Source organism: Pantoea sp. ME81 (assembly GCF_903970985.1).
In the GTDB taxonomy this organism is placed as follows: domain Bacteria; phylum Pseudomonadota; class Gammaproteobacteria; order Enterobacterales; family Enterobacteriaceae; genus Pantoea; species Pantoea communis.
In genome coordinates this window covers 1-26,510 of sequence record NZ_CAJCKS010000016.1, presented here as the reverse complement: position 1 = coordinate 26,510, position 26,510 = coordinate 1, and the positions used below count along the sequence as shown (strand labels likewise).

Annotated in this window: 22 protein-coding genes and 1 tRNA gene; 17 read left to right on the top strand and 6 right to left on the bottom strand. The window is 55.9% G+C overall.

Annotation, left to right across the window (positions count from 1 at the left end):
• Positions 1–97 precede the first annotated feature (97 nt).
• From H7A81_RS04920 to H7A81_RS04900, 5 genes are all read left to right on the top strand, one after another.
• Positions 98–1,165, top strand: a complete 1,068-nt coding sequence (locus H7A81_RS04920) for an ABC transporter ATP-binding protein (protein WP_182056908.1) — start codon at positions 98–100, stop codon at positions 1,163–1,165.
• Between the two features lie 48 nt (positions 1,166–1,213).
• A complete protein-coding gene (locus H7A81_RS04915; protein ID WP_370529936.1) occupies positions 1,214–2,179 on the top strand; it encodes an ABC transporter substrate-binding protein in 966 nt (321 codons plus the stop codon).
• Between the two features lie 2 nt (positions 2,180–2,181).
• Positions 2,182–3,924: an iron ABC transporter permease gene (locus H7A81_RS04910; RefSeq protein WP_182056906.1), complete on the top strand. Its 1,743-nt coding sequence runs from the start codon at positions 2,182–2,184 to the stop codon at positions 3,922–3,924.
• Positions 3,912–5,030: an MBL fold metallo-hydrolase gene (locus H7A81_RS04905; protein ID WP_182056905.1), complete on the top strand. Its 1,119-nt coding sequence runs from the start codon at positions 3,912–3,914 to the stop codon at positions 5,028–5,030. Before H7A81_RS04910 ends, H7A81_RS04905 begins: the two co-directional genes overlap by 13 nt.
• A 166-nt stretch (positions 5,031–5,196) precedes the next feature.
• Entirely contained in the window at positions 5,197–8,040 is a 2,844-nt protein-coding gene (locus H7A81_RS04900) for a bifunctional diguanylate cyclase/phosphodiesterase (RefSeq protein WP_182056904.1), read from the top strand.
• 170 nt (positions 8,041–8,210) lie between these two features.
• Here H7A81_RS04900 and ftnA read toward each other — a convergent pair whose 3' ends face one another.
• Positions 8,211–8,720, bottom strand: a complete 510-nt coding sequence (gene ftnA / locus H7A81_RS04895; RefSeq protein WP_166933494.1) for a non-heme ferritin — start codon at positions 8,718–8,720, stop codon at positions 8,211–8,213.
• Positions 8,721–8,958: 238 nt separating this feature from the next.
• On the opposite strand from ftnA, the gene H7A81_RS04890 reads away from it, so the two are divergent.
• From H7A81_RS04890 to mrdA, 11 genes are all read left to right on the top strand, one after another.
• Entirely contained in the window at positions 8,959–10,062 is a 1,104-nt protein-coding gene (locus tag H7A81_RS04890; RefSeq protein ID WP_034828476.1) for a M20 peptidase aminoacylase family protein, read from the top strand.
• Positions 10,063–10,406: 344 nt separating this feature from the next.
• Positions 10,407–11,996, top strand: coding sequence for a peptide chain release factor 3 (gene prfC / locus H7A81_RS04885; RefSeq protein WP_182056903.1), 1,590 nt, complete (start codon positions 10,407–10,409; stop codon positions 11,994–11,996).
• 259 nt (positions 11,997–12,255) lie between these two features.
• Positions 12,256–12,843 (top strand): molecular chaperone OsmY, encoded by a 588-nt coding sequence (gene osmY, locus H7A81_RS04880; RefSeq protein WP_182056902.1) that lies wholly within the window; start codon positions 12,256–12,258, stop codon positions 12,841–12,843.
• Between the two features lie 94 nt (positions 12,844–12,937).
• Positions 12,938–13,099, top strand: coding sequence for a DUF1328 domain-containing protein (locus H7A81_RS04875; protein ID WP_007893192.1), 162 nt, complete (start codon positions 12,938–12,940; stop codon positions 13,097–13,099).
• Between the two features lie 178 nt (positions 13,100–13,277).
• Complete coding sequence (locus H7A81_RS04870) at positions 13,278–14,330, top strand: patatin family protein (RefSeq protein WP_182056901.1); 1,053 nt, start codon at positions 13,278–13,280, stop codon at positions 14,328–14,330.
• Positions 14,327–15,103, top strand: a complete 777-nt coding sequence (locus H7A81_RS04865; protein WP_182056900.1) for a TatD family hydrolase — start codon at positions 14,327–14,329, stop codon at positions 15,101–15,103. The genes H7A81_RS04870 and H7A81_RS04865 overlap by 4 nt, the downstream gene beginning before the upstream one ends.
• A 292-nt stretch (positions 15,104–15,395) precedes the next feature.
• Positions 15,396–16,175 carry a deoxyribose-phosphate aldolase gene (gene deoC, locus H7A81_RS04860; RefSeq protein ID WP_038644761.1) on the top strand — a complete coding sequence of 260 codons (780 nt, stop codon included), beginning with the start codon at positions 15,396–15,398 and terminating at the stop codon, positions 16,173–16,175.
• Between the two features lie 79 nt (positions 16,176–16,254).
• Positions 16,255–17,577 carry a thymidine phosphorylase gene (gene deoA, locus H7A81_RS04855; protein ID WP_182056899.1) on the top strand — a complete coding sequence of 441 codons (1,323 nt, stop codon included), beginning with the start codon at positions 16,255–16,257 and terminating at the stop codon, positions 17,575–17,577.
• A gap of 91 nt (positions 17,578–17,668) precedes the next feature.
• Positions 17,669–18,892: a phosphopentomutase gene (gene deoB, locus H7A81_RS04850; RefSeq protein WP_182056898.1), complete on the top strand. Its 1,224-nt coding sequence runs from the start codon at positions 17,669–17,671 to the stop codon at positions 18,890–18,892.
• 33 nt (positions 18,893–18,925) lie between these two features.
• Entirely contained in the window at positions 18,926–19,639 is a 714-nt protein-coding gene (deoD, locus tag H7A81_RS04845; RefSeq protein WP_034828492.1) for a purine-nucleoside phosphorylase, read from the top strand.
• A gap of 286 nt (positions 19,640–19,925) precedes the next feature.
• Entirely contained in the window at positions 19,926–21,803 is a 1,878-nt protein-coding gene (mrdA, locus tag H7A81_RS04840; RefSeq protein ID WP_166933504.1) for a penicillin-binding protein 2, read from the top strand.
• Positions 21,804–21,904: 101 nt separating this feature from the next.
• On the opposite strand, the gene H7A81_RS04835 is transcribed toward mrdA, so the two are convergent.
• The 5 genes from H7A81_RS04835 to H7A81_RS04815 all read right to left on the bottom strand — a co-directional run bounded on the left by H7A81_RS04835 (position 21,905) and on the right by H7A81_RS04815 (position 26,216).
• A complete protein-coding gene (locus H7A81_RS04835; RefSeq protein WP_080748190.1) occupies positions 21,905–22,615 on the bottom strand; it encodes a GGDEF domain-containing protein in 711 nt (236 codons plus the stop codon).
• Entirely contained in the window at positions 22,612–22,998 is a 387-nt protein-coding gene (locus H7A81_RS04830) for a DUF1987 domain-containing protein (RefSeq protein ID WP_034828496.1), read from the bottom strand. Before H7A81_RS04830 ends, H7A81_RS04835 begins: the two co-directional genes overlap by 4 nt.
• Positions 22,999–23,005: 7 nt before the next feature.
• Positions 23,006–23,557, bottom strand: a complete 552-nt coding sequence (locus tag H7A81_RS04825) for a SiaB family protein kinase (protein ID WP_097118104.1) — start codon at positions 23,555–23,557, stop codon at positions 23,006–23,008.
• Between the two features lie 10 nt (positions 23,558–23,567).
• Complete coding sequence (locus H7A81_RS04820; protein ID WP_182056897.1) at positions 23,568–24,791, bottom strand: SpoIIE family protein phosphatase; 1,224 nt, start codon at positions 24,789–24,791, stop codon at positions 23,568–23,570.
• A gap of 102 nt (positions 24,792–24,893) precedes the next feature.
• Positions 24,894–26,216 (bottom strand): PAS domain-containing methyl-accepting chemotaxis protein, encoded by a 1,323-nt coding sequence (locus H7A81_RS04815; protein ID WP_166933506.1) that lies wholly within the window; start codon positions 26,214–26,216, stop codon positions 24,894–24,896.
• A gap of 194 nt (positions 26,217–26,410) precedes the next feature.
• On the opposite strand from H7A81_RS04815, the gene H7A81_RS04810 reads away from it, so the two are divergent.
• Positions 26,411–26,486 (top strand) — tRNA-Phe (locus H7A81_RS04810).
• Positions 26,487–26,510 lie beyond the last annotated feature (24 nt).

Here is a 26,510-nt window from a genome sequence, read left to right as displayed (position 1 = left end):
CGTTTTGTTTGAGCACGGAAACGTCAAATCGATGTCACGGGATCGTCATCTGATTGTCGTAGGGTCTTAGCCGGACTGTCAGATAAAGGCCAGAAACATGGCAACGATCACACTTCGCGGGTTAAGCAAAGCCTTTGCTGCCCAGCCGGTACTTCAGGATATCTCGCTGCAGATTGCGCAGGGAGAGTTCATCGCCGTTCTGGGTCCTTCGGGCTGCGGCAAAACCACCTTATTACGTCTGCTGGCGGGCTTTGAAACCGCTGATGCCGGTGAAATCCACGTCGGCGAGCGCTGCTTTGCTGCGCCGGGCGTGCACCTGCCACCGGAAGATCGCCAGCTCGGCGTGGTGTTCCAGAGCTATGCGCTGTGGCCACATATGACGGTGGCGGAAAACGTCGCCTACAGCCTGAAAGTCAACGGCGTGGCGCGCCATGAGCGTGACAGCCGTACTCAACAAGCGCTGGAGCTGGTGGGATTAGAAAACTTTGCCTCGCGCCGTCCCGCCGATCTTTCCGGTGGACAGCGTCAGCGTGTGGCGTTAGCCCGCTGTCTGGTCGCTAAACCGACGCTGGTGCTGCTCGATGAGCCATTGGCCAACCTTGATGTGCACCTGCGCGCTACCATGGAAGAGGAGTTTCGACGCTTCCATCGCCACAGCCACGCAACCTTGCTCTACATCACCCACGATCAGCACGAAGCGATGGCGCTGGCCGACCGCATTGTCGTGATGGACAGCGGCCGCGTGATGCAGTTTGCCACGCCGCAAACCCTGTGGCGTGAACCGGCGAATGCAATGGTGGCGGGATTTATTGATGACGGCAAAGTGCTGCCGGTCAGCGATATCGAACCTACCGGCGAGGGCAAAGCGCTCGCCACGCTGTGCGGTCTGCGCGTCACCTTGCGCTGTGCGGCCGAACAACGCCCGATGCCCCACGGCAAAGCCAGTTTTCACGCTATAGATTTCCGCCTCGCTGAGCCGGATGAACCGCAGTTTGCGGCACGCGTACAGCGGGTGATCTATCGCGGCAGCCATTACCAGATTGATGTTGCTCCCATCGAGGCACCAGACCACAGCATCACGCTGCAGCTGGCCGATGCCGCTTTACCCGTTGTTGACGCGACCCTTGGTGTGGCGCTGCGCGACGGTTGGATTCTTCCTTCATAACGTTCAAACCTTAGGGAAATTGCTATGCGCACGTCTTTTAACGCTTTGATGTTAGCCAGTGGATTAGTGTTTGCCGCCGTCAGCCACGCCGATGATGCCCCGTCCGGCAAGCTGGTGATTTACACCTCACAGGCACCGGAAATCGCGCAGCAAACCGTGGACGCGTTCAAAGCCGCGTACCCGAAAGTCGAAGTGGAGTGGACGCGTAACGGCACCACACAGCTGATGAACGTATTGCAGACCGAGATGATGAGCGGTGGCGCTAAGCCAGATGTTCTGCTGATTGCCGATGCGATCAACCTCGGTGCCCTGAAAAATCAGAATCAGCTCTACAGCTACAAAGATGCGCCACTGAGCCACATCAATCCGTCGTTCTACGACAAAGACAAAACCTTCTTTGGCACCAAAATCATCGCCACGGTGATTGCTTACAACACCCAGCACGCGCAGCCGATTGATAGCTGGAACGCGCTGGCGGTAGAGGCCAATAAAGGTCAGATCGCCATGCCAAGCCCGCTTTACTCCGGCGCGGCGCTGTACAAGCTGCACACCGATATCAACACGCCAACCATCGGCTGGAATTTCTACAAGAAGCTGGCAGCGATTGGTGTGGCTCCGCAGGGCGGCAACGGCCCGGCGCTGAAAGCGGTGGCCAGCGGACTGGATAAGTACGGCATCATCACGGATGCTGACGTGATTCTGGCGAAGAAAAAAGGCTCGCCAGTCGATCTGGTGTACCCGAAAGAGGGCGTCTCTTACGTGACGGAGCCGGTAGCGATCATGAAGTCGGTGCACAACCTGCCCGCCGCCAAAGCCTTCGTAAACTTTATGCTGTCTGAGCAAGGCCAGAAGCTGGTGGTCGAGCAGGGTAACCGTCCGGTGGACGATCGTGTTTCTGCACCGGCGGGCTTCACGCCCATCAATAAAATCAAGCTGCTGACCCCTGACGTGGCGAAAGCTATCAAGGAAGATGCCACGGTGCGCGATCAGTTCACCGCAATGTTTGGCGGCTAAGCATGAGCGTGGTGAGCAACGAATGGCGTAACGCGACGCGTGGCGGTCAACGCTGGCGTCTCAACAGTGAAAAGCTGATCCTGGCACTGATGGTGCTGCTGATTGGCTTGCTGTCGGTGGCGCCGCTGCTGCGACTGGTGTGGACGGCGATTGCCCCTCAGGGCGTGCCGGATATGGCTCGGTTAACGCGCCTGATAGCCAGCGACCGCGTGCTGATTGCCAGTGGCAATACGTTGCTCATCGCTTTTAGCTCGACCCTGATTTCAGTGCTGCTCGGCACCGCCGCTGCCTGGCTGGTGGCGCTGGGCGATTTGCGCGCCAAAACCGCCTGGGTGTTTGCCTTTATCCTGCCGCTAATGATTCCGCCGCAGGTCACGGCGCTGGCGTGGCTGCAGGCGCTGGCACCGTCCAGCCCGTTAGCGCTGCTGTTTGGTTCGCTCGGCTTGCCATGGTTTGCGCCCGGCGAACAGCCACTCTATTCGCTGAGCGGCATCGTGCTGCTGCTCGGTACACACAACGCGCCACTGGTGTTTCTCACCGTGCGCGCGGGTTTACGTCGCTTACCGGCCGATTTAGTCGAAGCGGCGCAGATCAGCGGCGCCTCCAGGATGCGCGTGCTGTTCACCATCATTCTGCCGCTGGCGCGTCCGGCGATCTTTGCCGGGGCCGCGCTGACCTTTGTCGCCGCTGCCGGTAACTTCGGTATTCAGGCGATGCTGGGTATTCCCGCCCGCGTGCCGACGCTGATCACGCTGGTCTATCAGCAGCTCAACGGCATTGGTCCGAGTGCCTTACCCAATACCGCCGTTTACGCGCTGCTGATTGCCGTGATTACGCTGGCGGGCATGGCGGCCAGCGCCTGGCTCGGTGGTCGCCATGATGTGCGCGTCAACGGTGCGCCGCGCCTGTGGCAGCAACCGCTAGGGCGCGGGCGCGTGGCGATTGAAGGTACCGCCTGGCTGTGGATGGTGCTGACGCTGCTGCTGCCGGTCAGTGCGCTGCTGATTACCGCGCTCACCAGCGGTTATGGTCAGGCGCTCACCTGGCAGACGCTGACGCTGGAAAACTTCCGCAGCGCGCTGTGGGGTTATCCGGCGGTGCGCCACGCCTTTATGACCAGCCTCGGATTGACCTCGCTGGCGGCGATGATTCTGACCTCCACCGCGCTGTTTCTGGCCTATTTCCTCAGCTGGCGACGGACCAAACTGGTGCGCGGCCTGTGGCTGGCCAGTGAACTCACCTATGCCTTGCCGGGCATTGTCACCGGTGTCGCCGCGATGCTGTTCTTTCTACGCCCGCTGCCGATAATCAATGTGTCGCTGTATGGCACGGTGTGGATCATCCTCGCCGCGTATCTGGCGAACTTCCTTGCGCTGGTGCTGCGTCCGACGCTGGCGGGCTTCGCGCAACTGGAACCGGCGCTCGATGAGGCGGCACGCTTGTGCGGTGCCAGCTTTATGCGCCGCATGCGCGATATTTTACTGCCGCTGGCTGCGCCTTCTGCGCTGGCGGGCACGGTGCTGGTGTTCCTCACCGCACTCAATGAAATCCAGGTTTCGGTATTGCTGGTCACCTCGCAAACCCAGACCATCGGACCCACCATCGTGTTCCTTGACGAAGGGGGCTCCGCCTCGCTGGCGGCCGCGGTAGGCTGCCTGATGATTCTGGTCGTCTGTTTGCTGATGGGACTGGCAACGCGGCTGGCGCGGCGTCTGCCGCAAGGGGTTTTACCATGGCAAGCTTAACGGTTATCAGCGGTGTGGGCGGCAAGCTGCCCGCGGCCTTTTTGGTTGAGATGGAAGGCTATCGCCTGCTGTGGGATCTCGGGGCCGGTCCGCAACCCGGCGTGCGCCCGGATATTCGCGCCATTGGCCGGGTTGATGCGTTGTGTTTGACCCATTCGCACATTGATCACGCCGCCTCGCTCGACTGCTGGGCGCAAATCGGCTCACCGCCGGTGTACGCCACCGAGCAAACCTGGTTGCAGTTGGCTAACGTCGCGGTGCCGATGTATGCGCGACGTTTGTTACCGCTACGCGGGCAAACGGCCATCGGCCCGTTGCATCTGTTTACCGGCCGCAGTGGCCATTCGCCGGGTTCGGTATGGTTCCATCTGCCGATTGCCGGTGGCATCACCTATATGGGCGACTGGAGCCGCGAAGCGCTGCTGTTGCCGTTTGACTGCCCGCCGTCGGCAAAACTATTAATCACGGATGCTTCTTACGGCGACCGCACGCAGCGGTTGTGCGAACAAATGGATGCACTGGCGATGGCCGCCACCCACGGCGCGGTGGTTGCCGTGCCAGAACATGGTCGCGGCCCGGAAGTGGCTTTACAGCTCACCGCACGGGGGCTGGCGGTTCAGCTCTGCCCGCAAATTCGCAGTGAGGTCGCGCAACTGCTGGCGATGGACAAACTGCCCGCCACCACGGCGCTGGGATTGGTGCGCTTGTTGAAACAGCCGCAGCCGGAACAATGGCGGCCTGCAGATGTCATTGTGGCGGCCGATGCGGTGGCCGACAGCGGCTTAGCCGCGCAGCTCAGTGCTCAGCCAGGCTTTAAGCTGATTTTCAGCAGTCACGTTGCGCCCGGCACACGCGCTGCGCGACTGCTGGCCGAGCAGCAGGCACGCTGGCTGCCGTGGAACGTCCATCCGCCGCTTGACGATCAGCTATGGTTAATTGAGAAAACCGCTGCCCAGCGCGTGATCCCGGCCTTTATTGCGGCGGCAGAGTGCCCGATTTTAGCGACACGCGCGCCATTATGCTGGCAAGCGCATCTCCCCCTGCAATGCCATCTGGATAGTCCGCGTTTTCCCCAGGAGCAGCGTCAACGTAGCAGAATATATTGAGTATCCCGCTGAATGTTTTTTCGCCATTGCCGATAACCTGACTACCAACTTTTGTCTGTGGACGATTAACGCTTGTCAGCGCTGCGCTTTTGCGTTTAAGTCTCCACGGTAATTAAGATTTTTCTTAAGAAGCAATTAATACCAGGCCAGCAATAGGCGAACAACAATGAATAATAACTCTGACGTCATGTACCGGCTGCTGGTGCAGAGCGTGGTGGATTATGCCATTTACATGCTCAAACCCGATGGCACCGTCGCCAACTGGAATGCAGGAGCGCAACGCGCCAAAGGTTATACGCCGGACGAAATCGTCGGCAAAAATTTTGCGCTGTTCTATAGCGAAGAAGATCGTAAAAACGGGGCGCCGCAGCGCGGGCTTTCAATAGCGACAGCGGTGGGGCGCTTCGAAACCGAAGGCTGGCGTTATCGTAAAGATGGCAGCGCCTTCTGGGCACATGTGGTGATTGATGCGATTCGCGACGACTTCGGCGAACTGCTGGGCTTTGCCAAAATCACCCGCGACTGCACGGTTCAGCAAGAACAGCAGCGCAAACAGCAGGAACAGGAGCAACGTTTCCGTTTATTAGTTGAAGGCGTAACGGACTACGCCATCTACATGCTTGATCTCGACGGTAACGTCGAAAACTGGAATGCCGGCGCGCAGCGTGCCAAAGGTTATGTGGCCGAAGAGATTGTTGGTCAGAACTTCTCACGCTTCTACAGTGCGCAGGACCGCAAAAATCATATCCCAGAGAAAAACCTCAGCACCGCTTTCAAAACCGGGCGCTTTGAGGATGAAGGCTGGCGCTATCGCAAAGATGGCAGCGCGTTCTGGGCACATGTGATCATCGATGCGATTCGTGATGATGCGGGCAAGCTGATTGGCTACGCCAAAATCACCCGTGACTGCACCGAGCAGCGCGAGCTGCAACGCAAACAGCAGGAATACGAGAAAACCTTCCGACTGCTGGTGGAAGGTGTGACCGATTATGCCATCTATATGCTGGATCTGCAGGGCCGCGTAGTGAACTGGAACGCCGGGGCACAGCGTGCCAAAGGCTATCTTTCCGATGAGATTGTCGGCCAGCATTTTTCAGTGTTTTACGGTTCTCAGGAGCGCATCGCCAACACGCCGGAAGCCAACCTGGGTATCGCGCTGAAAACCGGTCGCTTCGAAGATGAAGGCTGGCGCTATCGTAAAGATGGCTCGGCGTTCTGGGCGCATGTGGTGATCGATGCTATCCACAATGAAGATGGCAAGATGATCGGCTTCGCCAAAATCACGCGTGATGTCACCGAGCGTCGTGAGAATGAACAGCAACTGCTGCGCGCGCGGGATCTGGCGCAGGCGCAGAGCGCTAAGATGTCTGAGCTGTCGGGTTTCCTCGATACCATCATCGCTAACATTCCGTCTTGCGTGATTGTGGAAGACGCCATCAGCCGCGAAATTTTGATGGTCAATGACAAAGCCGAGCAGCTGTTTGGCGTCAGTAAATCTTTGATTATGCACAAGCGTCCGCACGAGTGTATGTCGGCGGAGCTGAGCGACTATTTCAACAGCCTGGCGGATATCGCGCTGCGCAGCGAAGGCATCCATTCACGCGAGCAGCTGCTGCTGACCGCAGGCGGTGATCGTATTCTGCAAACCCGCGCCACCACCATCAGTGGCAAAGATATGCGTCAGAACTACGTGATGCTGATTGTTGAGGACGTTACCGATCAGCGTGAAGCCGATGCGCGTATTCACCATATGGCGCACCACGATAATCTCACCAGCCTGCCAAACCGTATTCTGTTCCGGCAGAAGCTGAGTGAAGCGCTGCGCCAGGATAATCAACACCATGCGCTGAGCGCCACGCTGTGTCTCGATCTCGATAACTTCAAGAACGTTAACGATGCGCTGGGCCATCAGATTGGTGACGATCTGCTGCGCGTGGTGGCAAAACGCTTGCGCAGTGCGCTGCGCGACCATGACACGCTGGCGCGTATTGGCGGCGATGAGTTTGCTATCGTGCTGCCGAATATCAATAACGCGCAGGAAGCGGCGGTGGTGGCTCAGCGCCTGATCGAAGCGATCCGTCCGCCTATTAATGTTGAAGGGCACAATCTTTCCGTTGGGTTGAGCGTGGGCATTGCGTTGACGTCACAGGTCACCAACACGCCTGAGCACATGCTGCGCTGTGCGGATATGGCGTTATACGAAGCCAAACGCAACGGACGTAACCGCTTTGAACACTTCACCATGGAAATGGATGATGTGGCGCGCAGTCGCCGCGTGATTGAAAACGATCTGCGTGAGGCCATCACCGGACGTCAGCTCAAGCTCTACTATCAGCCGATCACCAATGAGGACGAAATCATTGGTTATGAGGCGCTGATGCGCTGGCACCATCCGGTTAAGGGTTTGATCATGCCAAATGATTTCATCCCGATTGCCGAAGAGACCGGACTGATCCACATGCTGGGCGCTTATGCGCTGTATGAAGCCTGCCGCGAGGCACAGAGTTGGGGCACCGAGCAGTCGGTGTCGGTGAACCTGTCGCCGCTGCAGTTTAAGAACAGCTCGCTGGTGTCGGTGGTGGAAGGCGCGTTGCGTGAATCCGGGCTGGCCCCGCATCGCCTCGAAGTGGAGATCACTGAATCGGTGCTGCTGGACGACACGCTGGGTAACATCCGCACCCTGCAAAGCCTGAAGTCGATTGGCGTGCAGATTGCACTGGATGATTTCGGTACCGGCTATTCATCGCTGAGTTATCTGCGATCCTTCCCGTTCGACAAGATCAAAATCGACAAGTCGTTTATCAACGATATGGGTGACAGTCGCGAAGCGCTGGCGATTATCCGGGCGATCACCGGCATGAGCCGCAGTCTGGATATTCAGATCACTGCCGAAGGGGTGGAGAGCAGCGAGCAATTCGCCAAGCTGCGTGAAGAGGGTTGTACCTTATTCCAGGGCTATTTCTTTGGCCGCCCGCAGCCTTCAGAACTGCGTCTGAAAGAGCTGGAGTAAGCGGTCGCCATGTATGGCGATGCGACAACGTAGGTGGTGCATTGATGCGCTCCTTGTTGAGTCTATGTTCCTGATCGTTTGTACGCTCGTCGCCATCTAAGCGTACGATTTCAGCATAAAAAACGCCCGGCATTGCCGGGCGTTGTGTTTTCAGCTGTGTGTCGTCTTTATTATGACTGGCCGTGGCCTTCGACGTTCATGCGGCCCAGGTCTTTGTCCACCAGGAACAAGCCTTCGCCTTTGTTGCCCACCATCGCCAGTTTATCCAGTACGGTTTTGAACAGCTTCTCTTCTTCGTGCTGCTCAGCCACATACCACTGCAGGAAGTTGAAGGTTGAGTAGTCCTGAGACATCAACGCGGTGTGTACCAGGTCGTTGATGCGCTGCGTGATCAGCTGCTCATGCTTCAGCGCTTCTTCCAGCACGTCATTCAGTGAGTTCCAGCTAACGGCAGGGGCGGCAATGCTGCCCAGCACCGGCAGAGAACCGGCATCGCTAACGTAATCGAACAGGCGCTGCATGTGCTCCATCTCTTCGCGAGAATGCATCTTCAGGAAAGAGGCAGCACCTTCAAAACCTTTGTCGCTGCACCATGCGCTCATCTGCAGATACAGGTTGGCAGAGAAGAATTCGAGGTTCAGTTGATCGTTCAGGCGAGAGGTCATTTCAGCAGTTAACATGGCTGAGTCCTTTTTAATTTGTCAGGTGAAGTACGGTGAATTATGCATCAATCTATACTTTTTTGTGAAGGCTTTTTCGACAAAAATTTGAAATTATCTTATTGATTGTAAATGGAATTATTTCATTTATTGAATGCGAAGAGTTCTCAGTTTTGACTCATTTTCATTCACGCTGGATTGATTATAGCCGTACATCGGCGGATGCTATGATGAGCCTTTACTTGTCAGGAGCTTAGCGGTGTCGAACGTATTAGATCATTACCATTACCTGCATGAAATCCCGGAACTGGGATTCGAAGAATTCAAAACTTCCGCCTATATCGCCGACCAGCTTGAGCAGGCTGGCATCAGGGTGACGCGCGGCATCAATCACACCACCGGCATCGTGGCGGAAATTGATAGCGGCGTGCCGGGCCCAGTACTGGCGCTTCGTGCAGATATGGATGCACTCGGCCACATCATTAACGGCGTCGCCTGTGCACGCCATACCTGCGGCCACGATGGGCACTCTTCGGTGGTGCTGACGGCGGCACAGGAGTTGCTGAAAGAGGGTGCGATCAAGCGCGGCAAGCTTAAGCTGCTGTTCCAGCCTGCGGAAGAACTCGGTGCGGGTGCGTTATCGATGATTGAGGGCGGTGCGCTGGAGGATGTCGAGATGATCCTCGGTTTCCATGTGCGTCCACTGGAAGAGTGCCATGTCGGGCAAGCCACGCCAGCCGTGCTCTATTCGGCGTGCAGCACGCTGGAAGCGACGATCAAAGGTGTGCCTGCGCATGCCGCGCGCCCACATTTGGGCGTGAATGCGCTGGATGCCGCAGTACAAGCGGTGCAGGCGGTGAACAGTATCCATCTGGCACCGGGTCTGACATGGAGCGTGAAAGCCACGCGCTTCTTGTGTGATGCCGGTGTCACCAACTCGGTGCCGGATGAGGCGCGCGTGGTGTGGGATCTGCGTTCGCAGGAGAACGCACCGATGGAGGTGCTGAAACAGAAAGTGACGCAAGCGATTCAGCACAGCGTGGCTGCATTGGGTGCGAGCGCTGAAGTGGTGGTACTGAAAGAGATGCCCGCCGCAGAAATCCACGAGGAAGCCACGGCAGTGATCCGGGCAGCGATCGTCGATGTACTGGGGGAAGAAGGGCTGCTCGACACCAAATCCACGCCAGGCAGTGAAGACTTCTTCTACTACCCGGTGAAAAGACCGCAGGTGAAAGCCGGTTTCTGGGGGCTGGGTACCAATCTGGTGCCGGGCCTGCATCATCCTGATATGCGTTTTGAACTGAGTTCGCTGGAGATTGGGGTGAAGATCTTTAAGGCGGCAGTGGTGCGCGTGTTGGGTTAGTCGTGTGTCGTTTCCCACCCCCCAGCCTCTCCCGCAAATGGGCGAGGCTGTAACCCTGAATGAAAGCCTCGCTCAAGCAGTCTCTTCTTCTCGCCTGCAGGAAAGCGGCAGGGCGAGGGTGTACACAGGTTCCATCCCACGATTTCCCCGCCTGCTGAAATATTGTATGCTATGCCGCCTTAATGCTGACTGGATAACCGGACTGCCGCCAATGTAGATCGCGCACATCTTGCTGTGAACTGACGCCACTGCGTCACCATTGGTTCCGTTATCCCCCGGCTTTGCCCGGAACGATTTATTCGCAGCGCGCCGCCCGCGCGTTGCCCTTGAAGAAGAATTCACACATGTCTATTGCTTCCTTTTTAGATGAAGTGGCGCGCCGCCGTACGTTTGCGATCATCTCGCACCCGGATGCCGGTAAAACCACCATTACCGAAAAAGTGCTGCTGTTCGGGCAGGCGATCCAAACTGCCGGTACCGTCAAAGGCCGCGGCTCCAGCCAGCATGCTAAATCTGACTGGATGGAGATGGAGAAACAACGTGGTATCTCCATCACCACCTCGGTGATGCAATTCCCGTATCGCGACAGTCTGGTGAACCTGCTGGATACCCCAGGGCACGAAGACTTCTCTGAAGATACCTACCGTACGCTGACGGCGGTTGACTGCTGTTTGATGGTGATCGATGCCGCGAAAGGTGTTGAAGATCGTACCCGTAAGCTGATGGAAGTGACCCGTCTGCGCGATACGCCGATCATCACCTTTATGAACAAACTTGACCGTGATATCCGCGATCCGATGGAACTGCTGGATGAAGTTGAGAGCGAGCTGAAGATTGCCTGCGCGCCAATCACCTGGCCGATTGGCTGCGGTAAGCTGTTCAAGGGCGTGTATCACCTCTACAAAGATGAAACTTACCTGTATCAAACCGGTAAGGGCCATACCATTCAGGATGTGCGCATTGTCAAAGGTCTGGCGAACCCGGATCTCGACGCGGCAGTGGGTGAAGACCTGGCACAGCAACTGCGTGATGAGCTGGAACTGGTGCAGGGCGCGTCCCACGAGTTCGATCAGGAGCTGTTCCTGAGCGGTGAAATTACCCCGGTGTTCTTCGGCACCGCACTGGGTAACTTCGGCGTCGATCATATGCTCGATGGCTTAGTGGCCTGGGCACCGACGCCGATGTCACGTAAAACCGATGCGCGTCTGGTGGAATCCAGCGAGGAGAAATTCAGCGGCTTCGTGTTTAAGATCCAGGCGAATATGGATCCGAAACACCGTGACCGTGTTGCCTTCATGCGTGTGGTTTCTGGCAAGTACGAGAAAGGCATGAAGTTGCGCCAGGTGCGCACTGGCAAAGACGTGGTGATTTCGGATGCGTTGACCTTTATGGCCGGCGACCGTTCGCACGTAGAAGAAGCTTTCCCTGGCGATATCATCGGCTTGCACAACCACGGCACCATTCAGATCGGCGACACCTTTACCCAGGGTGAAACCATGAAGTTCACCGGTATTCCGAACTTCGCCCCGGAGCTGTTCCGTCGTATTCGTCTGCGCGATCCACTGAAGCAGAAACAGCTGCTGAAAGGTCTGGTTCAACTGTCGGAAGAGGGGGCGGTGCAGGTGTTCCGCCCGGTGCACAACAACGATCTGATCGTGGGTGCGGTCGGTGTGCTGCAGTTTGAAGTGGTTGTGGCGCGTCTGAAAAGCGAATACAACGTTGAAGCGATTTATGAAGCCATCAACGTCGCGACTGCCCGCTGGGTTGAGTGCAACGATGCGAAGAAATTCGACGATTTCCAGCGCAAAAACGAAGTGAACCTGGCGCTGGATGGCGGTGATAACCTCACTTACATCGCCCCGACCATGGTGAATCTCAACATCACGCAGGAACGCTATCCTGACGTGACGTTCCGCAAAACGCGCGAACATTAATCCCGCCTCACAACCAGGGTCAGTGATTTTCACTGGCCCTGTTTTTATCCTACAGACTGTTCCTATTTACGCTGCGTTTATCGCTTTTTGGCGAGATATCAACCACAAAAGCCAGCAAAACCTGTAATCCCTACTATGATTATCCTGTCGGACGAGAAAAGAGACCTCTGGTTTCATTACGTCCATCAATGCAGCAACGCCGTTTGTTGCTGGCGCATTCGCAGTTGCGAGTGAGTTAACTGATAGAAGGATGATATCGATGAATAAGACTAAGATTGCCAAAACCCTGATTGCTGCTCTGGCCTCTACTGCCCTGATGGGCGGCGTGGCGTTTGCTGCGGATACCAGCAGCACGGGTTCTAAAATCGATAGTTCTATGAAAAAAGTCGATGGTTTTATGGATGACAGCGGCATCACCGCCAAGGCCAAAGCGGCACTGGTGGATGATGAAGCGATTAAAAGTACGGATATCTCAGTGAAAACGCATCAGGGCGTGGTCACGCTGAGCGGCTTTGTCGCTTCGCAGGATCAGGCGGAAAAAGCCGTGGCGCTGGTGCAAAAAGTTGAGGGTGTGAAATCCGTCAGTGACAAACTGCACGTTAAAGACAGCAAAGAGACCACACTGAAAGGTTATGCGGGGGATACCGCAACCACCAGTGAAATCAAAGCTAAGCTTTTAGCAGATGACATTGTGCCATCGCGCAACGTGAAGGTGGAAACCACCGATGGCGTGGTGCAGTTATCAGGAGAAGTGGCGGACCAGTCACAGTCCGATCGTGCTGAGAAAATCGCCAAAGCCATTGAAGGCGTCAAAAGCGTGAAGAATGACCTGAAGGTGAAATCTTAACGCGAGCGAGCGGCACTGCTTCGGTGCTGTTTCGTAATAAAAACAATGTTGTATGAATAAGCAGTTCGATTTTCACTACGGTAAGGAGAGGCTTATGTTTCGTTGGGGTATTATCTTTCTGGTCATCGCTCTGATTGCTGCAGCGTTAGGTTTCGGCGGTCTGGCGGGTACGGCAGCATGGGCAGCTAAAATTGTCTTCATTGTCGGTATTATTCTGTTCCTCGTAAGCCTGTTTACCGGGCGTAAACGACCCTGACCGATTGCGTTAACACAACGCTAACCCGCGAGTCACTAAAGCGGAGACCAGTCATTTGCGGCATAATAGGCAGCCGCACCGATTGCACGATGCAATAGGTCAGGGAATGACAATGACTGGTTCTCCGGGATGCTGCCGTCAGCGGCTCCCTCAGAGCAGGAAAACTGAGGGACATCCATTGGGAATACGCATCCCGGTGTCACTGGACACCTTTGAGCCCCTGGCGCTCACCCCATTTAAATCCAAAAAAATTGCCCTGGTCTGTGAAGGCGGCGGTCAACGCGGCATCTTCACCGCAGGCGTCCTTGATGAGTTTCAGCGCGCCGATTTTAACCCGTTTCAATTGATGCTGGGCACCTCCGCGGGAGCACAAAACCTGTCTGCGTTTGTTTGCGCCCAACTGGGTTACGCGCGCCGCGTCATCACGCGTTATACCACCAGCAAACTGTTTTTTGATCCGTTGCGCTTTGTGCGCGGTGGCCATCTGATCGATCTCGACTGGCTGATCGACATCACCAAACAAGAATTTCCCTTGTCGCTCAGCAATGCCGAAGGACTGTTTGCCAAAGGCAGCGAGTTCTATATGTGCGCCTGTCGCGGTGACGATTACCGCGCCGAATATTTCAACCCTACCAGCCTGAACTGGCATGACGTGATCAAAGCTTCCAGCGCCATTCCGGGGTTCTATCGCAGCGGCGTACTGATGGATGGGGTGAACTATCTGGATGGCGGCATTAGCGATGCCATTCCGGTGCGTGAAGCGGCACGACGCGGTGCCGATACCATTGTGGTGATCCGCACCGTGCCATCACAAATGTCTTACACGCCCAAATGGTTCAAACGCATGGAGCGCTGGCTGGGTGACAGCGCACTGCAGCCGATGATCAACATCCTGCATCACCATGAAGAGAGCTATCGTGAGATTCAGCAGTTTATCGAACAGCCGCCAGACGACCTGCGCATCATTGAAATTTACCCGCCGAAACCGCTGGCGAGTATGGCGCTGGGTAGCCGTTTGGCTTCACTGAATCAGGATTACCATTTAGGACGCCGCAGCGGCCGCTATTTCCTCGCGACGCTAGGTCAATGGCTGAGCGATGCCGAACCGTTCCTGCGCCAGACTACCGTGACACCACCGGCCGCCGTGGCGAATGCACCAGACAATCGCGCCGTGCATACGCCGCCGCTGGCGGATAATGATGCCGATTTTGATGCAGGATCGCTGGCATGAGATTTATCGACACCCACTGTCATTTCGATTTCCCGCCTTTTGTCGATGACGCCGCAGGCAGCATCGCCCGTGCGGCGCAGTCGGGTGTGGAACGCATTATTGTACCGAGCGTCGATGCCAGCCGCTTTGCACTGGTCAGCCAGCTGGCGCAACAGCACGTGGCGCTGTATGCCGCATTAGGGCTGCATCCGATCAATATTGCCGAGCACCAGGATGCGCATCTGGATCAGCTGGAGCAGTGGCTGCAAACGCCGGATAGCAAGCGCGTGGCGATCGGCGAGATCGGCCTCGATCTCTATATGCAGGACGCGCAGTTTGATAAGCAGACGCGGTTACTCGATGCACAGCTCAAACTGGCGAAACAGTATGATTTGCCGGTGATCCTGCATTCGCGTCGCACCCACGATCAGCTGGCGCTGCATTTGCGTCGCCATGATTTACCGCGCCGTGGCGTGGTACACGGTTTTGCTGGCAGCCAGCAGCAGGCGGAACGTTTTATCCAGCTGGGCTATGCGATCGGCGTGGGCGGCACCATCACCTATGAACGCGCCAGTAAAACCCGCAACACGATTGCTAATCTGCCGCTCACCTCACTGTTACTGGAAACCGATGCTCCTGATATGCCGTTGCAGGGTTATCAGGGGCAGCCCAACCGTCCTGAGCGCGCGCGTAACGTGTTTGATGTGCTGTGTCAGTTGCGCAGTGAATCGCCCGATAGCATTGCCGATATGCTGTGGCAGAACAGCCTGCGCGTGTTTGCCCTGCCTGCCTGACCTCCTCCCGACACAATCTGGATTTCCCGCGGTTTTGGCGGGTATTGGCTACAGTAATAAAATCGGCATTACCCTTTTCTGCCCTTTTTTGTGATAATATTCACAACCTGTATTGCGCCTGAAAACGGGTGTGCTGGCGGTTATTTGTGACTTAAATCACTAAATAATTGTATTCATATGACGAATTTTCTTTTTTCATGTGACATGAAGCGCAATTCATTCAGGTGTGGTTTGTTAGAATTATCACATTATCCGGTGGGCGTCGTCTGCCGGTCACCTTTTGGAGAGCATCATGACCGATCTTAAAGCGGCCGCACAACGCGCCCTGCAACTGATGGATTTGACCACCCTGAACGACGATGACACCGATGAGAAGGTGATCGCGCTGTGTCATCAGGCGAAGTCGCCAGCCGGTAACACTGCGGCCATTTGCATCTATCCACGTTTCATCCCTGCGGCACGTAAAGCACTGCGCGAGCAGGGCACGCCTGATATTCGCATCGCCACGGTCACCAACTTCCCGCACGGCAACGATGACGTTGAGATCGCGCTGGCAGAAACCCGTGCGGCGATTGCATACGGTGCAGACGAAGTGGACGTGGTCTTCCCGTATCGCGCGCTGATTGCCGGCAATCGCGACATCGGTTTTGCGCTGGTGAAAGCCTGTAAAGAAGCCTGCGCCGCTGCCAACGTGCTGCTGAAAGTGATCATCGAAACCGGTGAACTGAAAGAAGAAGCGCTGATTCGCGCCGCTTCTGAAATCGCTATCGATGCCGGTGCGGATTTCATCAAAACCTCAACCGGTAAAGTGCCGGTTAACGCCACGCCAGAAGTGGCGGCGATCATGATGCAGGTGATTCACGATAAAGGCGTGCAGCAGCAGGTGGGCTTCAAGCCTGCGGGCGGCGTGCGCACGGCGGAAGATGCCGCGATCTATCTGAAGCTGGCGGATGACATTCTGGGCGAAGGCTGGGCGGATGCGCGCCACTTCCGCTTTGGCGCTTCAAGCCTGCTGGCGAGCCTGCTGAATACGCTGGGCCACGCGACAGCGACCAGCAAAGCGGGCTACTGATCCCAGCCTCAGGGTCGCCATCAATGGCGACCCAAATAATGTTTGGTGCATTTCACAGCAATCTCCCGGGGAGGCAACCTTGTTCCTGCCACAAGAAATTATTCGAAAAAAACGCGACGGCCAGCCACTGAGCGAAGCGGAGATCCGTTTCTTTATCAATGGCGTGCGCGACAACAGCGTATCAGAAGGTCAGATTGCCGCGCTGGCAATGACCATCTACTTCCACGATATGAATCTTGAAGAGCGCGTGGCGCTGACCATGGCGATGCGCGATTCCGGCTCGGTGCTCAACTGGAAGTCGTTGAACCTCAACGGCCCGATTGTTGATAAGCACTCCACCGGCGGCGTGGGCGATGTGACTTCGCTGATGCTCGGCCCGATGGTGGCAGCATGTGGTGGTTATGTCCCGATGATCTCCGGGCGCGGCCTCGGCCACACCGGCGGCACGCTGGATAAGCTGGAGGCCATCCCCGGTTTCGATATCTTCCCGATCGACGATCGTTTCCGCCAGATCATCAAAGATGTCGGTATCGCGATTATCGGCCAGACCAACTCACTGGCCCCCGCCGATAAACGTTTCTACGCCACGCGTGATATCACCGCTACCGTTGACTCGATCCCGCTAATCACCGCCTCGATCCTTGCCAAAAAACTGGCGGAAGGACTGGATGCGCTGGTGATGGATGTGAAAGTCGGCTCCGGTGCTTTTATGCCGACCTTTGAAGCTTCGGAAAATCTGGCGCAGGCGATTGTTGGCGTGGCGAACGGCGCGGGCTGCAAAACCACCGCGCTGCTCACTGACATGAATCAGGTGCTGGCATCCACCGCCGGTAATGCGCTGGAAGTGCGCGAAGCAGTACAGTTCCTCACTGGCGAGGCGCGCAACCCGCGCTTGCTGGAAGTGACGATGGCGCTGTGCTCGGAAATGTTGATCTCCGGCAAGCTGGCCGACAACGACGCCGAAGCACGACAGAAATTGCAGAACGTGCTGGATAACGGTCAAGCGGCGGAAGTGTTCGCGCGCATGGTGGCGGCGCAGAATGGTCCGGTGGATTTCATCGAGCGGATGGACAGCTATCTGCCTGCACCGACCCTGAGCAAAGCGGTGTATGCCGATCGCGACGGGATTGTCAGCGCCATGGATACCCGTGCGCTGGGCATGGCGGTGGTGTCGCTGGGTGGGGGGCGTCAGCGTGCCAGCGACAGCATTGATTACAGCGTGGGCTTAAGTGAGATGACCACGCTCGGCACGCAGGTTGATGCACAGCGCCCGCTGGCGGTGATTCATGCCGCGTCGGAAGCGCAGTGGCAGCAGGCTGCGGAAGCGGTCAAAGCAGCTATCACGTTGAGTGATAGCGCGCCAGCGGAAACGCCGGTGGTCTATCGCCGCGTCAGCGAGTAACGCTTCTTCGTGCCAGGCAGCGGCCATTCGGGTATACTGATCTGATCGCTTTTTTTTGACTTGTCATCGCGCCATTGCGCAGGAGACTTGCATGAAACGTGCTTTTATTATGGTTCTCGACTCCTTCGGGATCGGCTCCAGTAAAGACGCCGATAAATTCGGTGATGAAGGATCGGATACGCTCGGCCATATCGCCGAAGCGTGCTTCGAAGGCCGCGCCAATGAAGGTCGCGAAGGCCCGCTGCATCTGCCTAACCTGACCGCGCTCGGTCTGGGTAAAGCCGCTGAACTCTCTACCGGCCGCTTCCCGCCGGGCCTCGACGCCAATGCTGAAATCATGGGTGCCTACGCTTACGCCAGCGAGCTGTCATCCGGTAAAGACACGCCGTCAGGCCACTGGGAAATCGCCGGCGTGCCGGTACTGTTTGACTGGGGCTACTTCAGCGACAAAGAGAACAGCTTCCCGCAGGAGCTGCTCGACGTGCTGGTAAAACGCGCCGATTTGCCGGGTTATCTTGGTAACTGCCATTCGTCCGGTACGGTGATCCTCGACCAACTGGGTGAAGAGCACATGAAGACCGGCAAGCCGATTTTCTACACCTCGGCGGACTCGGTATTCCAGATTGCCTGTCACGAAGAGACCTTTGGTCTGGATCGTCTGTACGAACTGTGCGAAATCGCGCGTGAAGAACTGACCAACGGTGGCTACAACATCGGCCGTGTAATTGCGCGTCCGTTTGTCGGCGACAAAGCGGGCAACTTTGAGCGTACCGGTAACCGTCACGATCTCGCCGTGGAACCCCCTGCGCCAACCATGCTGAAAAAGCTGGTGGACGAGAAGGGCGGCGAAGTGATCTCCGTGGGTAAAATTGCGGATATCTACGCCGAGCAGGGCATCACCCAGAAAGTGAAAGCTACCGGGCTGGATGCACTGTTTAACGCCACCATCGAGCAGATGAAAAAGGCGCCGGACAATTCCATCGTCTTCACCAACTTCGTTGATTTTGACTCCACCTGGGGCCATCGTCGCGATATCGCCGGATATGCGGGGGGTTTAGAGTTCTTCGACCGTCGTTTGCCGGAGCTGATGGCGCTGGTGAAAGAGGGTGATATTCTGATCCTCACCGCCGACCACGGTTGTGACCCAAGCTGGAAGGGCACCGAGCACACGCGCGAGCACATCCCGATTTTGATTTACGGTCCAAAAGTGAAGCCGGGATCGCTGGGTTATCGCGATACCTTTGCGGATATCGGCCAGACCATTGCGAAGTATTTTGGCCTGTCCAGCATGGACTACGGCAAAAGCCTGCTGTAAAACAGCCCACCAATTTTAAAAAGGAAAATAACCATGGCAACGCCTCATATTAATGCAGAAATGGGTGACTTCGCGGACGTGGTGCTGATGCCGGGCGATCCGCTGCGCGCTAAGCACATCGCAGAAACCTTCCTGGAAGATGCGGTTGAAGTGAACAACGTGCGCGGCATGCTGGGTTACACCGGGACGTACAAAGGCCGTAAGATTTCGGTCATGGGCCACGGTATGGGTATTCCATCCTGCTCGATCTACACCAAAGAGCTGATCACCGATTTCGGCGTGAAGAAAATCATCCGTGTCGGTTCCTGCGGCGCGGTGCGTGCCGATGTGAAACTGCGTGACGTGGTGATTGGTCTGGGTGCTTGCACCGATTCCAAAGTGAACCGTATGCGTTTCAAGGATCACGACTTCGCGGCGATTGCGGACTTCGACATGGTGCGTAACGCGGTTGATGCCGCCAAAGCGCTGGGTGTGGACGCACGCGTTGGCAATATCTTCTCTGCTGACCTGTTCTACACGCCAGATCCGCAGATGTTCGATGTGATGGAGAAATACGGCATTCTGGGCGTGGAAATGGAAGCCGCGGGTATCTACGGTGTGGCAGCGGAGTTCGGGGCGAAAGCGCTGACCATCTGCACCGTGTCGGATCATATCCGCACGCACGAGCAGACCACGGCGGCTGAGCGCCAGACCACCTTCAACGATATGATCAAGATCGCGCTGGAGTCGGTGCTGCTGGGGGATTAATCCCGTCTGTTTTGTTCGGTGCGCTTCAACGCGCACCTGACGAAACCCACCCGCGCACAGGGTCGTCATGGGTGGCGACCTTGTTCTTCTTCGCGCGAAATGAATCCTGCCATTTATCACCACCTCGTTACTCACCGCTCGGAATCATCGATACCACACAGGGTGACCTGAACCTCTCCTCGTAAACATCTGACACACTTTTACCCAGGCTTGTGCATCTTCGTGCTGGCTCTAAAGCCATCTCTGCTTATCATTAGCGTGATAACAAAGAGACTAAGCCCCCCTGATGAATTTCCGTAATTTCGAAGCTGAAGAAAAACTGTTTGTCCGCCGTGCGCTTGTCGCTTTTGCTCTGGTCGTCATCTGTTTCATTATCCTTGGCGTTAACCTGTATCGTCTGCAGGTGGATCAGCACAGCTATTACCAGACGCGGTCCAACGAAAACGACATCAAAATGATCCCCATCGCGCCAACGCGAGGGTTGATCTACGATCGCAACGGTATTCCGCTGGTGCGTAACGTCACCTGGTACGACATCCTCGTGACGCCTTACAAAATCGACAATATGCAGGAAACGCTGAAGCAGCTGACGCCCATTGTCGACCTGACGCCGGAAGAAATTGAAACCTTCGAGCACGAACTCAAACAGAACAGCCGCTATAAGCCGGTCGAGTTAAAAGCAGAACTCACCGATGAGCAGGTGGCGCGCTTCTCCGTCAATCAGTTCCGTTTCACCGGCGTGGCCATCGACACTTATGAGGACCGTGAGTATCCCTATGGCGCCGATTTAGCTCATGTGGTGGGCTATGTTTCCAAGATCAACGATAACGATTTCAAACGCCTGAATGCCGAAGGCGTCGGCGAAAACTATGCTGCTGACCACAACATCGGTAAGCAGGGCATTGAAGGCTATTACGAGTCCATTTTGCACGGCAAAACCGGTTATCAGGAAGTGGAAGTGGATAACCACGGTCGCATTGTGCGCGTGCTGAAAGAAGTGCCGCCGGTTGCCGGCCAGAACGTCTATCTGACGCTGGATTTGCATCTGCAGCAGTACGTTGAGAGCCAGCTCGCCGGCCAGCGTGCGGCGGCGCTGATTGAAGATCCGCGCGATGGCAGCGTGCTGGCAATGGTATCTGCGCCGAGCTATGACCCTAATCCGTTTGTAAAAGGCATCAGCTACAAAGCCTACAAAACGTTGCTGCAGGACAAAAATCTGCCGCTAATCAACCGTGTCACGCAAGGCCTGTATCCACCGGCCTCGACAGTTAAACCCTATATGGCGATGTCCGCGCTGCTGACCAAGGTGATCACCCCAAGCTTTACTATTTTTGGCGCGCCGACCTGGACCCTGCCAGGCACCGATCGTAAATATCGTGACTGGAAAAAGTCGGGGCATGGCACGCTGGATGTCACCAAGGCGATTGAGGAGTCGGCGGACAGCTTCTTCTATCAGGTGGCGTTTATGATGGGCATCGATCGTATTCACACCATGCTGAGCCAATTTGGCTACGGCAAACCCACCGGCATCGATCTCAATGAAGAGTATTCAGGATTGCTGCCAAGTCGTGAGTGGAAGCAGAAAGTGCATAAACACGCGTGGTATCAGGGTGATACGGTGTCGGTGGGAATTGGGCAGGGTTACTGGATTGCGACGCCGATTCAGATGGTGAAAGCGCTGGTGGCACTGCTCAATAATGGCCGGGTGATTAATCCGCACCTGCTGGAAAAATCGCAGCGTGGTAAGGAACAACAGCTTTATCAACCTAAATTGCCGCAACCGCAAATTGGCGATCCAAAATCCCCGTATTGGTCGCTGGTGCGTCATGCGATGTTCGGCATGGCCAATGCACCGAACGGCACCGGTTATAAGTATTTCCACACTGCGCCTTACGGCATTGCGGCGAAGTCGGGGACGTCTCAGGTGTTCAGTCTGAAGCAGAACCAAGTCTACAACGCGAAAATGATCCCGACGCGCCTGCGTGACCACATCTTCTATACCGCGTTCGCACCGTTTAATGATCCGAAAGTCGCAGTGGCGTTGATTCTGGAAAACGGGGGAAGTGAAGGGGTGACGGCAGCACCGTTGATGCGCAATATTCTCGATCACATCTTCCTGCCGCCACCGTCTGAGCCGCCGGTAGAAACGGCGCAGAAAAATTAATTTGCGCGAGATCGCACCCAACGTCGCGGTGCGATTTATCGCGCGATCCTGAGCGGTAATGCTGATCTCTGCGCTATAAATGCTGTCGTGACAAGGCTCTTCTAGCGGAAGAAAACCCGGTTGCGACCGTGGTTTTTCGCATCATATAGCGCGGCATCAGCATTGTTATACAGGGTTTCGAAATCAGAACCCGGTTTGCCGTAGCTCACGCCGAGGCTGGCCGTCACTAACTGACCCGGCAGCACCGCCAGTGGCGAGGCGTTCAGGGAGGCGTGAATCGCGCCCGCGACAATCACCGCGTCCGACAAACGGTAGTGCGGCAGCAGCACGGTAAACTCTTCACCGCCAATACGGCCAATGCTGGCATCTTCTGGACAGTGCGTCTGAATACGCGACACCAGACCGCAAATCACCTTATCACCCATCGGATGTCCGAACTCATCGTTGATCTTCTTGAAGTGGTCGATATCGAGAATGATCAGCGCCGCCGGGCCATTGCTCAACGTATTCGTAATACGCTGAATGATGGCACCGCGGTTCCAGACAGCAGTGAGTGGGTCGTGGCTGGCTTTGTATTCCAGCTCCTGAGCCAGTTGATGCAGCTGCTCATTGACGCGGTTCAGCTCGCGTTCAGCACGGTCACTGCGCGAGATCATGCGATAGGTCTCGCGCATCAGGCGCTGATAGTGGCGATTAACGTTCAGCAACGCATTACGATAATCATCTGCACTGAGCGAGGTCTGAGCCGCAACATCCTGAGCGCGCGTTAGCACCTCGCTCTCTTCGCGAAACAGCTCATTCAGGTCCATCATGAGGCCATTTCCGCTCGCAGATTCACCTGCAGATCGGTAAAGTCCAGCGCCAGTTCCTGGCCGAACTCTTCAGACACATCATCTTCTTCATCAAAGAACCAGTTGAGTTCAACCTTCTGGCCTTTCTGCGCCAGCTGATTGAACAGATCAAACAGGCTGAACAGCATTTTGGTGCTGGAACTGTTGAAATAGCGCAGGGCGATATTGGCTTCGATCTGGCCGCTTTGTGCGGGCTGCCAGCTTTCCAGCGCATCCAGCAACGGACGGTAGAAGGCGGCGGCGTTTTCCGGCCAGGATTCTCCGCGCAGGGAAAACTGACCGCTTTCGAAGTCAAAATTGACCTCGGGAGTGCTTTCTGTGGCAGCAATAACAAGGTTTTGCATAAACAATTCAATCCTGGTGAATGGTGGCTTTGAGCCAAAACGTGGCGTAACCACTGGACTCCAGCGGACGCAGTTCATACTCCAGCGGTTCACTGACATCACGGGCAAGTGTCAGTAATCCTATGTTGGCCCCTTTGCTTGTGGCAGGGCTCTCAGCTCGCAGACCTACGCGGTATGCTTGTTTGATCTCTTCATTGCTCATGGTACGCAGCAAATCCAGCCAGTAACGCAGCTGCTCACAGGCGACTTCATCGACCTGATTGCTGCTTTCCAGCACGTAGGTGTCGCCATCTACGCGCAGCGTAACGGTGCCGAAGCGAAAATCCTGCTCGGCGTGGTTCATGACGCGGCTATCCTGCGAATAACGCAGGATATTCTGTACGATTTCAACAAAGCTGGAGAACAAGCGGCGGCGCACTTTCACCGGCGCCTGCTGGTTCTCCAGAAAGACCTTAATCACCTCGCCCATGGCGGTGATGTTCTGCGGCGAGAAGAAGCCAGTATAGTGCAGTGCAACGCTTTCTGGCGGTACGCGGCTAAGGGTTGAACCTGAGTTCATAAGGTGCTCATTAATAACGGAAGCCAAACCAGGTGACGTCATCGCGTCGCGGCTGGTTGCCTTGCCAGTTGAGAAATTCCCGCTCAAAGGTCGCTGACAACTCGTCCATCGGCAGGGTTTGATATTGTGTTACCAGCGTCTGAATGCGCTTTTTGCCAAACATAATATGGCGTTCACCGCCGGGCTGATCGGTTACGCCATCGGTCATCACCAACAACATATCGCCGGGATGCAGCGTGCGTTGATGTTCCGGCCAGATGTAATCCTGCGGCGTATCGGTGTAACCCACACCGACGCGATCGGCCTTGAGCGATTCCGCTTCGCCTGTGGCCGGATGTAACAGCGCATGCATGCGTGCGCTGGCCCAGCTGAGTTGATGTTGGTGAGTATCAAGGCGTAGCGCGATAGCATCACAGCCGTCATTGGAGAGCGACGTTTGCTGCGTGGCATTGAGCTGCCCAAGGGTTTGTTTAATATGACGATTCAGTGATTGCAGCAGATCGGACGGTGCCCGACGGTTTTTCTGCAGCGCGTTTTCCAGCGCGGATTGCAGGATCACCGTCATAAAGGCACCCGGAATGCCATGGCCGGTGCAGTCGGCAATCAATGCCAGCCAGCCGTGTTCATCCTGATGGAATGCATAATAGTCGCCGCCCACGCCATCGCGCGGCTGCCAGTGCAGGCACCAGTCATTGAGCTGCTGGGCCATTTGCTGTTTTGAGCGATCAAGCATCGCGTCCTGAATCACGCGCGCATAATCGATACTCTGCAAAATTTGTTGATGCTGTTGCGCCTGCAAATCGGAGACGGTGCGGATCAAATCGATCCCCAAACCGATGCCGATATAGCGGCCTTGTTCGGTCAAAATAAATCCGTCGGTGACCGATTTATCACCGGTTGCCACCACCTGATGCGCCACCTGATCCAACTCGGTATCGGCATCAATCACCAGCGGCTCTTTGTCCATAAAAGCGATGCAGCTTTTGCGGTCATAGAGTTCGCGGAAGAACGGGCGCGTCATCTGTGACAGGAAGATATGGCGGTTGATCATGCCAAACGGCGTACCGTTCTCGATCACTGGCAAACCGATCAAATCTTTGTGTTCAGTAAACAGAGCCATGACCGCTGTGTTGTCCATGGCTGGACTGACAAACGGCACCTCAATGCACAGCGAACGCGCACGGGAACGGCTCGACAGGGAGTTTAATCCTGCGCGTAAATCAGGCAGCTGCATAAGAATTATTCTGGCATTGATTAGGATTTATCCTAGATTACTGCACTGCCATGACAGTTTTATGTCACAGCCGTGCAATAGAAGAAGAGAAAGCAGGAAAAATTACTCTTCTTTCAAGGCCTCAGCCACATGACTGATGGCGCGCACCACTTCGCTGGAGCTGCCGCGAATCTCAGAGATCACGCCACCCGCTTCTTTGGCTAACACGACGCCATGATCGGCACGTTTCAGGTTCGATTCGATGCCTTTTAACGCTTTTTCGGCGAGAGTGTGGTTGTGCTGAACCATATTCTCGATCTCGGTAGTCGCGCGGTTGATGTTTGCCGCCAGCGTGCGCACCTCGTTAGCCACCACAGCAAAGCTGCGACCGTGCTGACCCGCTCGGGCGGCTTCCACCGCGGCGTTGAGTGCCAGCAGGTTAGTCTGATCGGCAATGCGGCGAATGCTCTCGACAATCGCACCAATGCGGTCTGAGGATTCGCTGAGGTTACTGATATCGCCGGAAATACCGTGCAGTTCGCCCGCCAGTTCATTGATGGTTTGCACACTGTTTTCAATCACCGTGGCCCCGAGGCGCGTGCTTTCGCTGGTTTGCAGCGCCGTTTGATACGCCTGTTGTGCCGCCTCGCGCTCCAGATGGTTCTTCTCCACCTGCGCGGTAACATCGGTGGCGAATTTCACCACTTTGTACAGTTCGCCCGCTTCGTTGAACACCGGGTTATAAGTGGCACGCAGCCACACGGTGCGTCCCAGCTTGTTAACGCGCTCAAACTGGCCGGAGATAAATTCGCCCTGATTCAGCTTGTGCCAGAAGCGGCGATACTCTTCACTGTTGCGCATCTGCGGCGGGCAGAACTGACTGTGATGGACGCCAATCACCTCATCGCTGCGATAACCCATGGTTTTGAGGAAATTGTCATTGGTCATCAGCACTTCGCCTTTGAGGTTGAAGGCGATGACCGCCATCGAACGCTCAATGGCGGTGGTCATGGCGCGCTGCTCTTGCGCATCAATAATCCGTGCGGTGATATCACTCGCCAGCTTAACGATTTTAATTACCCGACCGCTGCGATCCTGCACCGGCACATAGTTAGCTTCCAGCCAGATGGGACGGCTGTGCTTGGCAACGCGCAGGAATTTATCGCTGAAGCCTTCGCCCCGGTTGAGGCGGCGCCAGAAATCGCGATACTGCGGGGATTGGACTAAATCAGCCGTACAGAACATGCTGTGATGCTGGCCGGCAATCTCCTTCAGCGTGTATCCCATGCGCTCCAGAAACAGTTCATTGGCGGTGAGAATGTGGCCTTCCGGCGTAAACTCAACCATTGCAATCGCCTCCTGCAACGAACTGAGCGTGGCGCTGCTGCGAGCGCGCTTCTGCCACGCCAGGCGTGACATTATTCCCGATGTAATAGTGCTAAACATGGTGGACCTTATAATTGGAATTTGTCGTCACATCGGTTATCGGCGGACGCGGTTAAAAATTCACCACTAAAGTTGGTAGTTGCAGAAATTTTTTACCGGATGGTCTAAAGGTTGCTGTAAAAGCCAGCAGTCAGCGGATTTTTGCTGAAAAGCGTTTGACGGTGCGGCCTGAGTAGGGTTTAATGCGCCCCGTTGCCCGGATAGCTCAGTCGGTAGAGCAGGGGATTGAAAATCCCCGTGTCCGTGGTTCGATTCCGCGTCCGGGCACCAACATTCTGAAAACCCAGCCTTTAT

Bases quoted from the DNA above. Each gene is read 5' to 3' on its own strand.
- H7A81_RS04825 (WP_097118104.1), bottom strand. From the start codon at position 23,557: ATGAACTCAGGTTCAACCCTTAGCCGCGTACCGCCAGAAAGCGTTGCA.
- H7A81_RS04865 (WP_182056900.1), top strand. From the start codon at position 14,327: ATGAGATTTATCGACACCCACTGTCATTTCGATTTCCCGCCTTTTGTC.
- H7A81_RS04820 (WP_182056897.1), bottom strand. From the start codon at position 24,791: ATGCAGCTGCCTGATTTACGCGCAGGATTAAACTCCCTGTCGAGCCGT.
- H7A81_RS04915 (WP_370529936.1), top strand. From the start codon at position 1,214: ATGTTAGCCAGTGGATTAGTGTTTGCCGCCGTCAGCCACGCCGATGAT.
- H7A81_RS04815 (WP_166933506.1), bottom strand. From the start codon at position 26,216: ATGTTTAGCACTATTACATCGGGAATAATGTCACGCCTGGCGTGGCAG.
- deoD (WP_034828492.1), top strand. From the start codon at position 18,926: ATGGCAACGCCTCATATTAATGCAGAAATGGGTGACTTCGCGGACGTG.
- H7A81_RS04875 (WP_007893192.1), top strand. From the start codon at position 12,938: ATGTTTCGTTGGGGTATTATCTTTCTGGTCATCGCTCTGATTGCTGCA.
- H7A81_RS04910 (WP_182056906.1), top strand. From the start codon at position 2,182: ATGAGCGTGGTGAGCAACGAATGGCGTAACGCGACGCGTGGCGGTCAA.
- H7A81_RS04835 (WP_080748190.1), bottom strand. From the start codon at position 22,615: ATGATGGACCTGAATGAGCTGTTTCGCGAAGAGAGCGAGGTGCTAACG.
- ftnA (WP_166933494.1), bottom strand. From the start codon at position 8,720: ATGTTAACTGCTGAAATGACCTCTCGCCTGAACGATCAACTGAACCTC.
- deoC (WP_038644761.1), top strand. From the start codon at position 15,396: ATGACCGATCTTAAAGCGGCCGCACAACGCGCCCTGCAACTGATGGAT.
- osmY (WP_182056902.1), top strand. From the start codon at position 12,256: ATGAATAAGACTAAGATTGCCAAAACCCTGATTGCTGCTCTGGCCTCT.
- prfC (WP_182056903.1), top strand. From the start codon at position 10,407: ATGTCTATTGCTTCCTTTTTAGATGAAGTGGCGCGCCGCCGTACGTTT.
- H7A81_RS04830 (WP_034828496.1), bottom strand. From the start codon at position 22,998: ATGCAAAACCTTGTTATTGCTGCCACAGAAAGCACTCCCGAGGTCAAT.
- mrdA (WP_166933504.1), top strand. From the start codon at position 19,926: ATGAATTTCCGTAATTTCGAAGCTGAAGAAAAACTGTTTGTCCGCCGT.
- H7A81_RS04920 (WP_182056908.1), top strand. From the start codon at position 98: ATGGCAACGATCACACTTCGCGGGTTAAGCAAAGCCTTTGCTGCCCAG.
- H7A81_RS04905 (WP_182056905.1), top strand. From the start codon at position 3,912: ATGGCAAGCTTAACGGTTATCAGCGGTGTGGGCGGCAAGCTGCCCGCG.
- H7A81_RS04900 (WP_182056904.1), top strand. From the start codon at position 5,197: ATGAATAATAACTCTGACGTCATGTACCGGCTGCTGGTGCAGAGCGTG.
- deoB (WP_182056898.1), top strand. From the start codon at position 17,669: ATGAAACGTGCTTTTATTATGGTTCTCGACTCCTTCGGGATCGGCTCC.